The sequence below is a fragment of the Croceicoccus sp. Ery5 genome (assembly GCF_020985325.1).
Classification (GTDB): Bacteria; Pseudomonadota; Alphaproteobacteria; order Sphingomonadales; family Sphingomonadaceae; genus Croceicoccus.
Genome location: NZ_CP087587.1, coordinates 2,589,911 through 2,603,067, shown reverse-complemented (window position 1 = coordinate 2,603,067; position 13,157 = coordinate 2,589,911). Strand labels below are relative to the sequence as shown.

Annotated in this window: 10 protein-coding genes; 7 read left to right on the top strand and 3 right to left on the bottom strand. The window is 60.9% G+C overall.

Going from position 1 to position 13,157, the window contains the following annotated elements; genetic code table 11:
* Positions 1–62: 62 nt before the first annotated feature.
* Positions 63–1,394, top strand: a complete 1,332-nt coding sequence (locus LOZ74_RS12265) for an MFS transporter (RefSeq protein WP_230291458.1) — start codon at positions 63–65, stop codon at positions 1,392–1,394.
* Positions 1,395–1,423: 29 nt separating this feature from the next.
* Here LOZ74_RS12265 and LOZ74_RS12260 read toward each other — a convergent pair whose 3' ends face one another.
* A complete protein-coding gene (locus LOZ74_RS12260; protein ID WP_230291457.1) occupies positions 1,424–2,296 on the bottom strand; it encodes a MaoC/PaaZ C-terminal domain-containing protein in 873 nt (290 codons plus the stop codon).
* Between the two features lie 314 nt (positions 2,297–2,610).
* Here LOZ74_RS12260 and LOZ74_RS12255 point away from each other — a divergent pair, with 314 nt between their 5' ends.
* Positions 2,611–3,741, top strand: a complete 1,131-nt coding sequence (locus tag LOZ74_RS12255) for a CaiB/BaiF CoA transferase family protein (protein WP_370638828.1) — start codon at positions 2,611–2,613, stop codon at positions 3,739–3,741.
* On the opposite strand, the gene LOZ74_RS12250 is transcribed toward LOZ74_RS12255, so the two are convergent.
* Complete coding sequence (locus tag LOZ74_RS12250; RefSeq protein ID WP_230291455.1) at positions 3,728–4,660, bottom strand: NADP-dependent oxidoreductase; 933 nt, start codon at positions 4,658–4,660, stop codon at positions 3,728–3,730. The genes LOZ74_RS12255 and LOZ74_RS12250 overlap by 14 nt on opposite strands.
* Positions 4,661–4,881: 221 nt before the next feature.
* Here LOZ74_RS12250 and LOZ74_RS12245 point away from each other — a divergent pair, with 221 nt between their 5' ends.
* The 4 genes from LOZ74_RS12245 to LOZ74_RS12230 all read left to right on the top strand — a co-directional run bounded on the left by LOZ74_RS12245 (position 4,882) and on the right by LOZ74_RS12230 (position 10,295).
* A complete protein-coding gene (locus tag LOZ74_RS12245) occupies positions 4,882–6,087 on the top strand; it encodes an acetyl-CoA C-acetyltransferase (protein ID WP_230291454.1) in 1,206 nt (401 codons plus the stop codon).
* Between the two features lie 31 nt (positions 6,088–6,118).
* Positions 6,119–8,269, top strand: a complete 2,151-nt coding sequence (locus LOZ74_RS12240) for a 3-hydroxyacyl-CoA dehydrogenase NAD-binding domain-containing protein (protein WP_230291453.1) — start codon at positions 6,119–6,121, stop codon at positions 8,267–8,269.
* A 6-nt stretch (positions 8,270–8,275) separates the two neighbouring features.
* Positions 8,276–9,433: an acyl-CoA dehydrogenase family protein gene (locus tag LOZ74_RS12235; RefSeq protein ID WP_230280612.1), complete on the top strand. Its 1,158-nt coding sequence runs from the start codon at positions 8,276–8,278 to the stop codon at positions 9,431–9,433.
* Between the two features lie 256 nt (positions 9,434–9,689).
* Complete coding sequence (locus LOZ74_RS12230; protein WP_230291452.1) at positions 9,690–10,295, top strand: gamma carbonic anhydrase family protein; 606 nt, start codon at positions 9,690–9,692, stop codon at positions 10,293–10,295.
* On the opposite strand, the gene LOZ74_RS12225 is transcribed toward LOZ74_RS12230, so the two are convergent.
* Complete coding sequence (locus tag LOZ74_RS12225; protein ID WP_230291451.1) at positions 10,292–11,248, bottom strand: flavin reductase family protein; 957 nt, start codon at positions 11,246–11,248, stop codon at positions 10,292–10,294. The two genes, LOZ74_RS12230 and LOZ74_RS12225, sit on opposite strands and share 4 nt — an antisense overlap.
* Before the next feature lie 300 nt (positions 11,249–11,548).
* On the opposite strand from LOZ74_RS12225, the gene LOZ74_RS12220 reads away from it, so the two are divergent.
* A complete protein-coding gene (locus LOZ74_RS12220) occupies positions 11,549–13,111 on the top strand; it encodes an amidase (RefSeq protein ID WP_230291450.1) in 1,563 nt (520 codons plus the stop codon).
* Positions 13,112–13,157: the final 46 nt, after the last annotated feature.

The window sequence follows — 13,157 nt, the reverse complement described above, 5'->3', positions numbered from 1 at the left end:
CCGCGCAAGCTGAAACCCCGAACGGGATCGATGAAGTATTTGCCGGTGTCTTTGGGGAGAAGATGATGGCGAAAACGCCGCGCGAGATAGTGGACGAGGGCAGGCTGGGCGGCTGGCAGATCGCCGCGCTGGGCATGACGATATTGCTGAACGCGCTCGACGGCTTCGACGTCATGTCGATCAGCTTTGCGGCACCGGGTATCGCCGAGGAGTGGCAGGTTCCGCAGGATGTGCTGGGCTGGGTTCTGTCGATGGAACTTATCGGCATGGCGGTGGGATCGATCCTGCTTGGCGGCATGGCCGACAGATTCGGACGGCGTCCCACGATATTGGGCTGCCTGACGGTGATGGGGGCGGGCATGCTTCTGGTCCCCACCGCAACGGGCGTTGCGCAATTGTCGCTGTGGCGCCTGCTGACCGGTCTGGGCATCGGTGGCATGCTGGCTGCCCTGAATGCCACGGTCGCCGAATTTTCCAACGCCCGCTATCGCAGCCTTGTCCTGCCGCTGATGGTGACAGGCTATCCGCTGGGGGCATTCCTTGGCGGGATGATGGCGGCAAATGTTCTTGATGCCGGTGACTGGCGCGGCGTGTTCTATCTGGGGGCAGGGCTGACCATCGCGGCCATACCGCTGTCTTTCTTCCTGATCCCGGAAACACCCGACTGGCTGGTCGATCGCCGCCCCGCCAATGCCCTGCAACGGATCAACACGATCCTTCGGCGCTTTCGCCTGCCCGAAGCGACCGAACTGCCCGAACCGTCCGCTGGCCCAAGAAGGTCGTCGATTGCCGATATTCTAAGGCCGCCGTTGCTGTCGCGCACCTTGCTGCTGACGCTCGCCTATCTGACCCATGTCACGGCCTATTATTATTTCGTGAAATGGATACCCAAGCTGGTGGTGGACATGGGTTTCGATGCCAGCGCGGGTGGCGGCGTGCTGACCAAGGCCATGCTGGGCGGCGCGATCGGCGGCGGCCTGCTGGGGGTGGTGGCGCTCAGGATCGGGATCAAGAAGGCAACGGTGATCGCCCTTGCCGGCGCCTTTGTCATGCTCAACATATTCGGACAAGCGCCCGAGGATATCGCCATGCTGGGCTGGATCGCGGGCGTCACCGCGTTTTTTTCGAACGCAGCGGCGGTCGGCTTCTATGCCTTGCTGGCGATGGCCTTTCCGCCGCATGTGCGGGCAACCGGCACCGGTTTCGGAATCGGCTTTGGCAGGGCAGGGGCGGCCATGGGGCCCGCCCTTGCCGGAATATTGTTTGCCCGCGGTCTCGATGTCGAGGCGGTATCGCTGATCATATCGATCGGTTCGGCGGTATCGATCTGCGCCATCCTGCTGGTACGCATTACCGCCGGACCGCGCGCGACGACAGATCGCCACGGCGCGTAGTCATCCCATGCCGTAAGTGACGGATCGCGTCACGCAGCGGCGTGGACGATCCGCGCGAACCCGTTGTCGATCACGCGCTCCTGCGTTCCGTTGCGGAAAGCGCGGAAATGCAGTGTGTCGCCATCCTGCCAGATATGGGTGTGGATGTCGTCGCCGGGATAGACCGGCGCGGTGAAGCGCACGTTCATTTCGCGCAGGCTTGCCGCCACGCCGCCGCAGGCGCCATGGATTAGCGCGCGCGCGACGATTCCCATCGTGCCCAGCCCGTGCATGATGGGCCGGTCGAAACCGACCGACGCCGCTGTTTCCGGATCGATATGCAGCGGATTTCTGTCTCCCGAAAGGCGATAGATCGCCGCTTGGGCAAGGCAGGTGGGCAGCACGACCTCAAGGTCGGGATCTCGGTCGGGTATCGGGAACTGGGGCTCCGCAGGCAGGCTGCGCTCTCCGCCAAAGCCTCCGGCACCCTGAATGAACCATATCTCGGACGTTTCTGCGACAAGAAGCCCGCTTAGGGTGCGAACCTCCTTCTTTGCCCGGATCAGTGCGGGCTTGCCGGGTCCCTTGTCGGCGACATCCGTCACCTTGGTGGTCCCGATCAACGTGCCAGCCGATTCCAGCGGCACATGAATCTTCAGGCGCTGTTCCCCGTGCAGGATCGACAGCCAGTCCAGCCCCGTGGCCGGGTCCATCGCCCAGAAGCCGGGCGTACCGAGTACCAGAGCCATTGTCGGTAAAACCTGCAGATTGCGCTCAAATACCAGGCTCGTCTCGTCAATTTCGCTTGTCAGACCAGCTCCCACGCCCAGAGCGTAGATGATCGCGTCGCGAGGATCATAGTCATCATGCGTTTCCGGGATGGCATAGGAAAGCAGCTTTTCGGTATCGAGCGGAGCGGTCATGCGGCTAGGGCCTCTTCAATATGGCAATGCGGTCGCGGCGTAATCCGCCTAGCAGATTTACGCTTGGTCTAGCGCCAGGTGTCAGGTGAAATCTGTATCGGCGATACGACGATCTTGGGTGGAGAAAATGCCCTATCTGCCCAATGCGAACGGCTTCCCCTTTCGGACGATAGGTCTATGATCAGTTGCGAGCTTCGCCCGGGGTAAAAGGTTTCGATCGTAAGTTGGCGCGCCCTATCGAAGGGCAGGGGTCGTGAATCGGCTCGAGGTTAGGGCCGGAGGCAACCAACACCTGACGGGATTGCGCGCTGCCCATGCGCCGATCACCTCACCTAGGAATACGAGGGCCCCCAATGCCGCACGGACCGCTAGCCGGTATTCGAATAGTCGAAATGGACGCGATCGGACCTGTGCCGCTGTGCGGGATGATCCTCTCGGGCCTCGGCGCCGAAGTCGTGCGCGTCACCCGGCCGGGAGGGCATTCGGCGTGGGGCGATATCGGTGATGCGGTGGTCCTGCGCGGTCGCACTGAAGTGCAGCTCGACCTGAAATCCGATAAGGGGAAACAGGCGCTTCTGGAACTGGCCGATCATGCTGATGCGCTTATTGAAGGCGCGCGTCCCGGCGTGATGGAGCGTTTGGGGCTTGGGCCAGACAATTGCCTCGCGCGCAATCCGCGTCTTGTCTTCGGACGCATGACGGGTTGGGGGCAGGAAGGCAGCCTTAGCAAGGCCGCGGGCCATGACATCAACTATATCGCGATGACAGGCGCCTTGCATGCCATCGGGAAAAAGGGTGAACCGCCGACAGTGCCGCTCAACCTTTTGGGCGATTATGCCGGCGGCACAATGTTTATGGCGCTGGGGATCGTTTCCGCAGTCCTGTCTGCGCGCCAGACCGGTAGGGGCCAGGTCGTCGATGCAGCCATGGTCGATGGCGTGGCAAACCTGCTGGGCCTTTATCATGCATTCGTGGCCAACGGGCTTTGGCAGGACGAACCCGAATCCAACCTCCTCGACGGGGGTGCGCCGTTCTATCAATGCTACCTGTGCCATTGTGGCGGATCGGTCGCGGTTGGCGCGTTGGAGCCGCAATTCTTCGCTGCGCTGCTGGACGGGCTGAATGTGCCGCAGGACCGGTATGACCAGAATGACCGGTCGCAGTGGCCCGCCATGCAGGCAGAGTTCAAGCGGATCTTCGCATCGGCATCCCGCGACGATTGGGAGCAGCGATTTGCGGGCACCGACGCCTGCGTTTCACCGGTCCTCTCCCTTAGCGAAGCCACCCGGCACCCGGTCAACGCCGAACGCAGCGTGTTCATCGATCATAATGGGGTGATGCAGGCCGCACCAGCGCCGCGCTTCTCGGCGACGCCCGGGCAGGTGACGCCCAGCCGGTCGGCTACTGTCGAAGACATCGTCGATGCATGGACTACAGCCGGATGACGCGCTTTCCCGCGTTCTCGCCGCGGTAGAGCCCGGCAAGGGCATCGGGGCACATCTCAAGGCCGTCCAGCATCTCCTCACTGTAGCGCAGCTTTCCTTCCCGCACCCATTGCGCCAGCGTCGCGACGGATTCTTCCCAGCGGTCGAAATGGTCGAACACGACAAACCCCTGCATTCGGGCGCGCTTCACAAGGAGGTGCCGCTCCACGCGCGGTCCGGACGGCCACGGGTTCCAGCGATCTATGGCGGCGGTACCGCAATTGACCACACGCGCATGCATGGCCAGTTGCGGCAAGACCGCATCGCTGACCGCACCCGACGTATTGTCGAAATATATGTCGACGCCATCCGGACACGCCTTCGCCAGCGCCTCGTCCAGTCCTGCGGCCTTGTAATCGATTGCCGCATCGAAGCCGAAGTCTTCGATGCACTGGCTGACCTTGGCTGGTCCGCCTGCAATGCCCACGGTGCGGCACCCCAGCATGCGGCCGATCTGCCCGACGGCTGACCCTACGGACCCGCCCGCTGTCGACACGACCAGCGTATCGCCCGCTTTCGGTTCGCCCACCATCGTCAGGGCAAGAAAGGCCGTGATGCCGTTGATGCCCAGTACGCCAAGCGCAAGGGAAGGGGAAAGATCCGGCTGTGAAACCGCGCGCACGATTGCATCCGACCCGACTGTTGCGATTTCCTGCCAGCCGAACCAGCCGAGGACGATCTGACCCTCGCGCCAGTCGGGATGGCGACTTTCCGTGATTTCGCCCACCGCCAGCGAACGCATTACGCCGCCGACGGGCACGGGATCCGAATAATTACCGGCATCTGCGATCCAGCCACGCATCGCAGGGTCAACCGACAAGAAGCGATTGGCGATACGAAGTTGACCTTCGCCCAAAGGCGGAACCGCAGTCCGGTCCATCGCAAAATTGGCGACCTGCGCTATGCTGGCCGGTCTCGATACGAGTATGACCCTGCGGTTCATTTCGACATTTTGCGTCCCCATGCACCAACGAAAGCCCGTGTTTTGAATGGAGATATCCTATCGCAGGGTAGGTGATGAGATAGCCTGCGGCCCGGATGGGGGTCACCAAAAGAACGGACAAAGGTTCGTTCACGGTCGACTTCGGGAGAATCGCTCCAATGCGTGATGTATTTATCTATGACCACGTTCGGACACCGCGCGGGCGCGGTCGGGCGGATGGCTCACTTCATGAAATTCCCGCCATCGAACTGGTTACCCAGTTGCTGCAGGAAATCCGCGATCGCAATGGCCTTAATACCGCCCTGCTGGACGATGTGGTGATCGGCTGCGCGCAGCCCGTGGGCGAGCAGGGCGGCGTGCTCGCCCGCGGCGCGGTGGTGAACGCGGGCTATGCCCACAGCGTTGGCGGCCAGCAATTGCACCGCTTTTGCGCGTCCGGGCTTGAGGCCGTGAACAATGTCGCTGCGCAGGTCGCTAGCGGCATGGCCAGCGCAGGCATCGGTGGCGGCGTCGAAAGCATGAGCCGTGTAATCATGGGTTATGACAGCGGTGCATGGGTCGCGGATCCCGCCGTCGCGCTGCAAAACTACTATGCCCCGCAAGGCCTTGGCGCAGACATGATCGCTACCCTCGAAGGTTACAGCCGCGAAGATGTCGACAGCTATGCGGTGGAAAGCCAGCGCCGCGCCGCTAAGTCATGGGACGAAGGCAACTTCGACCACTCGATCGTGCCCGTAAAGGACGTGATGGGCGAAGTCGTACTGGATAATGACGAATATCGGCGGCCGGCGACGACCATGGAATCGCTCGCGGGGCTGAAGGCTGCCTTCCCGCCCTTTGCCAAGATGGGCTTCGGCCGCGTCGCCAAGGAACGCTATCCCGAGATCGAGGAAATCAACCACGTCCATACCGGGGGCAATTCCAGCGGTATCGTCGATGGTTCGGGCATCGTCATGCTGGGCAATGCCGAGTTCGGTAAGGCCGCCGGCCTCAAGCCGCGCGCCCGCATCAAGGGCTGGGCCTCGATCGGTTCGGACCCGACAATCATGCTGACCGCGCCTGCCGATGTCGCGCGCAAGGCGTTGAAGAACGTGGGCATGGAAAAGGGCGATATCGACCTCTACGAATTGAACGAGGCGTTCGCGAGCGTTGTCTTGCGCTTCATGGATCATCTGGACGTCGATCACGCGATCACCAATGTGGCAGGCGGCGCGATTGCCCTTGGCCATCCGCTTGGCGCGACGGGAGCCATGATCCTGGGGACCGTGCTCGACGAGCTGGAACGCCGCGACCTCAATACCGCCATGACCCTGCTGTGCGCCGGTAACGGCCTCGGCACCGCCACCATTATCGAACGGGTGTGACCCGATGAGTGAAAGCGCAAAGAGCAAAACCATGCGACACATCAAGCTGGACAAGGGCGCCGACGGCGTCGCCATTCTCACACTCGACAATGCCGATGAGAGCATGAACGTCGTTTCGGCCGAATGGCTCGAAGACATGAATGCCGCAATTGCAGAGCTGCGCGACGACGAGAGTGTTACCGGCGTCATCATCGCATCGGGCAAGAAGGCCTTCATGGCGGGCGCCGACCTAAAGCTGATGGTCGCGGGTTATGAAACCATGACGCCCAAGGATGCCTTTGCGTTCAGCCAGAAGGCAACGGCAATGCACCGCGCGCTGGAAACGATGGGCAAGCCGGTCGCCTGTGCCATGAACGGCCTTGCGCTTGGCGGAGGGTTCGAACTGGCACTGGCATGCCACCACCGTGTGCTGTCGGACGATCCGCGTGCCGTCGTGGGGCTGCCAGAAGTCAATCTGGGTCTTTTGCCGGGATCGGGCGGCACGCAGCGCCTGCCGCGCCTGATTGGTCGCAAGAAGGGGCTCGACCTGCTTCTTTCCGGCCGTTCGGTCGCGCCGAAGGAAGCGCTGGAACTGGGCCTCGTCGACGAAATCGCACCTATCGACCAGCTGGTCGACAAGGCGCGCCAGTGGCTGGCCACCAATCCGCCCGCAGAGCGGATATGGGACGTCAAGGGTTACGCCATTCCCGAAATGCGCGGCATGATCGTGCCCGAAGTCGCGATGGATTATTCGATCGGCGTCGCACAGGTCGCAGGCAAGCATGGCTATAATTACCCGGCGCCCGCCGCGATCCTGTCATGCGTGTTCGAAGGCTTGCAATTGCCGATGGACAAGGCGCTTTCGGTGGAAGGCAAATATTTCGCCAAGCTGCTGACCGATCCGGTCGCGCGCAACATCATCCGCACGACCTTCATTTCCAAGCAGGCTGCCGAAAAGGGCGCGCGCCGCCCCGAAGGCGTGCCGAAGTCGGAAGTGAAGAAACTGGGCGTACTGGGCGCGGGCATGATGGGCGCAGGCATCGCGCTTGTCGCAGCAAAGGCGGGGATCGACGTGGTGTTGATCGACCGTGATACGGCCACCGCCGCAAAGGGCAAAGGCTATAGCGAGAAAGTCTTCGGCAAGGCTGTCGAGCGCGGCAAGATGCCGCAGGACAAGGCCGATTCCGCACTTGCGCATATCACCCCGACCGATGATTTCGCGCTGCTCGACGGATGCGATCTTGTGGTCGAGGCGGTGTTCGAGGATATGGGCATCAAGGCCGAAACCACGCAAAAGGCCGAAGCCGTCCTGCCGGAGAGCGCGGTCTTTGCGACCAATACCTCCACCCTGCCGATTTCGGAGCTTGCCAAGGCTTCCAAGCGGCCGGACCAATATATCGGCCTGCATTTCTTTTCGCCTGTCGATCGCATGGGACTGGTCGAAGTCATCATGGGCGAGCAGACGTCGGACGAGACGCTGGCCAAGTCGCTGGATTTTATCGCCCAGATCCGCAAGACCCCGATCGTCGTCAATGACGCGCAGGGTTTCTACACCAGTCGTGTCTTTCGCATGTTCATCTTCGAAGGCGCTGCGATGCTGGAAGACGGCGTGGAGCCCGCAAGGATCGAGAATGCCGCGAAGGCTGCCGGTTTCCCGATCGGCCCGCTCGCCCTGCTGGACGAGGTGACGATCGACCTGCCGGTCAAGATCCTCAAGGATGCGGAAGGCAAGGACGGGAACCTCTATACGATCGAGCGTGGCGGCAAGGTGCTCGACCGGATGCTCGAACTCGGTCGCGGCAGCCGCAAGGCCGGTGCCGGCTTCTACGAATATGCCGAGGATGGCAGCAAACATCTGTGGGAAGGTCTCGGCACGGAATTCCCGGTGTCCGACGATCAGCCTGATCAGGAGGAACTGAAGAAGCGCTTCCTCTACTCGCAGGCCAATGAAACCGCGCAATGCCTTGAGGAAGGCGTGCTCGAAACCGCGCAGGATGCGGATCTGGGTGCGATATTGGGTTGGGGCTTCCCCGTCTGGACGGGCGGCACGCTCAGCTACATCGACACGATCGGGGTTGCCGAATTCGTGAAGGATGCCAGCAGGCTGGCGGACAATTACGGCGCCCGTTTTGCTCCTTCGAAATGGTTGCAGGACCGGGCGGCCGCGAACACCGTCTTCTACCCGCCGATCAAGACAGGCTGAGCACCGATGCAGCGTACTATCTTCGAACCCGAGCACGAGCAGTTTCGCGACAGCGTTCGCAAGTTCATGCAAACGGAAGTGGGGCCCCATGCTGACCGCTGGCGCGAAGCCGGAATTGTAGACCGCGAAGTCTATCTCAAGGCTGGCGAGCAGGGCCTGCTATGCGTGTTCGCGGATGAGAAATATGGTGGTGCGGGGATCGAGGATCTCCGTTTCGACCAGATCATCATCGAAGAGAACATGCGTTATGGCGACATCGGGTTCTACATCAACCTGCATAGTGATCTTGTTGCGCCGTACATCCACAAGCTCTGCAATGATGAGCAGCGGGATCGCTTCATGCCCGGAATCGTGTCGGGCGAGACGGTCCTGGCGGTAGCCATGACCGAACCTTCGACCGGCAGCGATCTTGCCGGCATGAAGACCCGTGCGGTCGAAAATGGCGATCATTGGGTATTGAACGGGGCCAAGACCTATATCTCCAACGGCATCCTCGGCGATCTGATAGTCGTGGCGGCGCGCACCGATCCCGACAAGCCGCATGGCATCAGCCTGTTCCTTGTCGAGCGTGGCATGGAAGGGTTCGAACGGGGCCGCAAGCTCGACAAGATGGGGCTGAAGTCCCAGGACACGGCAGAGCTGTTCTTCAACGATGTGAAGGTGCCGCAGGCAAACCTGATCGGCGAGGCCGGGCAGGGTTTCAAATATCTCGCCCGGATGCTGGCGCAGGAAAGGCTGATCGCGGCCATAGGTTTCATGGCGACCGCGCAGACGGCGTTCGACCTCACGCTCGATTATGTGAAGGAACGCCGGGCCTTCGGCAAGCCGATCGGGGCGTTCCAGAATACGCGGTTCAAGATGGCCCAGATGCGCGCCGAACTCGACATGGCGCAGACCTATGTCGATCAATGCGTCATGTTGCTCAATGACAAGAAGCTTACTGCCGAAGATGCCTCGGCGGCAAAGCTTCTGACCAGCGAGCTGGAAGGGCGCGTCATGGACATCTGCGTGCAATTGCATGGCGGCGCGGGGTATATGGAAGAATACCGTATCAGCCGCATGTACACCGATGCGCGCATCAGCCGCATTTTCGCGGGCACAAGCGAAATCATGTTGGAAATCATCGGTCGCGGAATCGGACTGGACGAGCGCAAGATGAACTAACGTGGGCCTGCCCACTGGCACTGGCAGGTGATAACACTGAACAGCGCAATTACGGCAATGGCGTGCAGATCCCTGCTGAGCTAGGCGTCAGGGACATGATCCTCATGACCAGCTCGTAGCACTTGAAGGCTATGGTCTGTCGATCGTGGGAGAACAAGAGATCGATAGCGATTGATGGTACATCGGCCTCCCCACTTGCGAATTCCTCGCGAGTTCACCCCGAGAGCAGATCGCCACCGCAAGAGGATGCTGCACGATGCCGTGTTACGAATTCCAGGGCCTGCGGCCGGTGGTGGATGCCGCCAGCTACCTCCATCCGCTGGCATCGCTGATCGGCGATGTGATTGTGGGGCCGGGCTGCTATATCGGACCCGGTGCAAGCCTGCGGGCCGATTTCGGGCGGATCATCGTCGAGCGGGACGCCAGCATACAGGATAATGCCACGATTCATGTGTCCACCGAAAGGGACACGGTGATCAAGCGCGGCGCCACTATCGCCCACGGCGCCGTTGTTCACGGCTGCGAGATTGGCGAGAACTGTCTCGTCGGGATCAATTCGGTCGTTCTGGATGCAGCGATCCTCGCCCCCGAATGCCTGGTGGCGGCCATGTCATTCGTTCCGCATGGCATGGAAGTACCCCAACGCAGCGTCCTTATGGGTATTCCAGCGCGCATTGTCCGCACCTTAGCGGGCGAGGAAGTTTCATGGCGCAACGATGGTGACGGGGACTACCAGCTTCTTACGCGCGAAGCACTTACCAGTCTCCGCCAGACCGAGCCCCTGCGTCAGGTCCAACCTGTCAGGAAACGAACCCGGATCGAAGCCAGCGCCGTGACGCTGACACGCCGGTCGTCCGACTAGTCGTCCTGATCGGTCTGCAGCGCATTCATCACTTCAAGATGCTGGGTCGAGCGGTTATCTCCGTGGTGGTCGAGCGTGTCGAGAAGCAGAGACAGCAGCGATCGCAACTGATCCAGTTCCCCAGCAGAGAACGCTTTCTGGGCGCCAGCCTCCATCGCCTTGGCCTTCGCGAAAAGTCCGATCATTGTCTCGCGACCGGCTTTTGTCAGAGCGATGCTCGCATCCTCTGACAGCTCGATATACCCTTCGGCCACCAGCCTTTGAATATCGTCTTCCCTCCATTGCCAGCCTGATGCGTCCAGCATGGAGTTGACCTCCTCGACAGTAGCCGGGCCACCCTGCATCAGTACCGAGAGCGCATAGTGATCGACCTGAGACAGGCCAAGACCCCTAGCCTCGAGCCGGACATCATCGGTGAGCATGAAATAGGCGCGCGCGATAAGATAGTTGAGATCGCGGCGATTTTGGCCGTCGCCGCCGCCGGGGAACGTCTTGCGCGCATATTTCCCGCGGTGGAACAACAGAGGTTCCTTCTCCGACTGCTCGAGATCCAGGACTTCGCCGACAAAAATGATGTGATCGCCGCCATCGTATCGATAGGCCGTCCGGCATTCGAAGCGCGCAGCACAATCTTGCAGGAGAGGAACCCCACCTGCGCTCGTTTCGAACTCCACTCCCTCGAACTTGTCGATCCCGGGAGTGGCAAACCGGTTCGATAGCGCTTCCTGATCGGCCCCGAGAATATGTACTGCGAAGCCATCGACACTCGTGAACGCCTCGATGTTTGACGACTTCTTCGCCAGGCTCCACAGCACAAGAGGCGGATCGAGCGACACGGAATTGAAACTGTTCGCAGTCAGCCCGACATTTCGCCCGCCGTGGCTGGTTGTCACGATGGTCACACCGGTAGCGAAATTACCCAGTGCATCTCTCAATGATTTCGCTTCGATCACTGTTTGCCTCTCGACTCGTGGAAGGTCCATGCCGCCCCGTAGTTGGGTTTAATCTATAGAGACCTCCCGATCCTTTACCTTCCGACCGATAGGAACAGAGTCTCCGACAAATTCCGCGATACCGCCCTTTAGCAATCACCCTGCCTGTCGGCAGGAAAGGCCATGCGGACTCTCTGACAAACAACAGCTGTTCATTGCGATGACCTGTCGATCGATCTGCTTCGAAGTCGAACGGGTGCCTCGCCAAATAACTCGGATTGCGATGCGTCTCCCGCTCGTCGCTCATTTCTCGGAGAAATCATGCGTAAGCAGCCCACACATCTCACCCGCCGCAAGGCACTTCACGGTCTGGCCGCCGGGACCGGAGCCTTGGCGTTTGCTAGTTCTGCGGCCGCACTGGGCAAGGCAACGGGCTTGATTGGAACACAGGAAAGCCTGGCGCGGACTCCGGCTTGGCAGCTTCGAGAAATGATGGCCCACAAGTCGCTGTCGCCGGTCGAACTGACGCGCTATTTTCTTGATCGGATTGATCGTATCGACCCGCTTATCCACGCATACATAACCGTCGATCGCGAAGGTGCACTTGCGCAGGCAGCATCGGCCGAAAAGGCGATATCGAGCGGCGACAGGCTGGGTCCGCTTCACGGAATCCCGATCTCAATAAAGGATCTCTACGCGACCAAAGGCCTCGTCACCACACAGGGGTCGATGGCGATGAAGGACCTTGTCCCTACCGTGGACGAAATCCTTGTCGAACGCCTCCGCAATGCCGGGGCCATCATCGTGGGCAAGACGAATACGCCAGAATTCGCAACTTTCCCGCGGAGCAAAACGTTCCTTGCCGGCGAAACGCTCAATCCATGGGATCGCAGGCGTATTTCCGGCGCGTCAAGCGGGGGTGCCGCCGCATCCGTTGCTGCCGGAATCACGCCCTTTGCCATTGGCAGCGATGGAGGCGGGTCGACAAGAATACCTGCAGCACTGAATGGCGTGTTCGGGTTCCAGCCCAGTGCCGGGCGCATTCCTTCGCGCAGTCCGGTAAGCGTCCACATGTCGTCGGCGGGTCCCATCACGCAGGATGTCCGCGACGGCGCCATCATAATGCAGGTGCTGGCAGGCCGCGATGCGCGCGACCCAAGCGCCATCGACGAGCCGTCGCCAGACCTTGTGTCTGCGCTTGGCGCCGGTGTGGCCGGAAAGCGGATTGGGTGGAGCCGGGACTGGGGCGTCGTTACCGGCGGCGATCCGCGCGCCATCGATGTGGCGGAGAAAGCTGTCAGGCTGTTCTCTACCGCAGGCGCAAATGTCGAAGTCGCGGACGTTACGCTGCCCGATTCCGCGGCCTGGCCCGTGTTCATCGGGATGAATGAATATTCCTATCGACGCACGGGTCGGCTGCTTGGCTTCAGTGCCGAAAAGCAGGCGCTTTTCACGCCGCCGGTGAAGGCCATGCTTGCCCAGATCAAAGCGATGGGTGGAGAGCTGTTTTCGGCTGACGATTATATGCGGCTGTTCGAGACGCGTGCAGAACTGGTGCGTTGGATTGATACGGTGTTCGAGCGCCATGATTTCATATGCACGCCTACGGTCGGGATGATTGCTCCGTTGATCCCGGATGGTGAATGGGACCAGCCCTACACTGACAAATACTCGATCGACCACATAAGCACCAACTACACATATATAGCCAATGTGCTGGGCTTGCCTGCGGCATCGGTGCCATGTGGGTTCGTCGACGGCATGCCCGTCGGACTGCAGATCATCGGGCCGAGGCTGGCCGACGCGGAAGTATTCGCGGCGGCCCATGCTTTTTCCCGGATTCAGCCCTGGGCTGGGCAGCATCCCTCGATTGCGACAATTTAACACGGCTCACTAGACCGGCGGTGTAAATGGGCATGGCCGGTTTAGT

Bases quoted from the DNA above. Each gene is read 5' to 3' on its own strand.
- LOZ74_RS12265 (WP_230291458.1), top strand. From the start codon at position 63: ATGATGGCGAAAACGCCGCGCGAGATAGTGGACGAGGGCAGGCTGGGC.
- LOZ74_RS12260 (WP_230291457.1), bottom strand. From the start codon at position 2,296: ATGACCGCTCCGCTCGATACCGAAAAGCTGCTTTCCTATGCCATCCCG.
- LOZ74_RS12255 (WP_370638828.1), top strand. From the start codon at position 2,611: ATGCGCCGATCACCTCACCTAGGAATACGAGGGCCCCCAATGCCGCAC.
- LOZ74_RS12250 (WP_230291455.1), bottom strand. From the start codon at position 4,660: ATGGACCGGACTGCGGTTCCGCCTTTGGGCGAAGGTCAACTTCGTATC.
- LOZ74_RS12245 (WP_230291454.1), top strand. From the start codon at position 4,882: ATGCGTGATGTATTTATCTATGACCACGTTCGGACACCGCGCGGGCGC.
- LOZ74_RS12240 (WP_230291453.1), top strand. From the start codon at position 6,119: ATGCGACACATCAAGCTGGACAAGGGCGCCGACGGCGTCGCCATTCTC.
- LOZ74_RS12235 (WP_230280612.1), top strand. From the start codon at position 8,276: ATGCAGCGTACTATCTTCGAACCCGAGCACGAGCAGTTTCGCGACAGC.
- LOZ74_RS12230 (WP_230291452.1), top strand. From the start codon at position 9,690: ATGCCGTGTTACGAATTCCAGGGCCTGCGGCCGGTGGTGGATGCCGCC.
- LOZ74_RS12220 (WP_230291450.1), top strand. From the start codon at position 11,549: ATGCGTAAGCAGCCCACACATCTCACCCGCCGCAAGGCACTTCACGGT.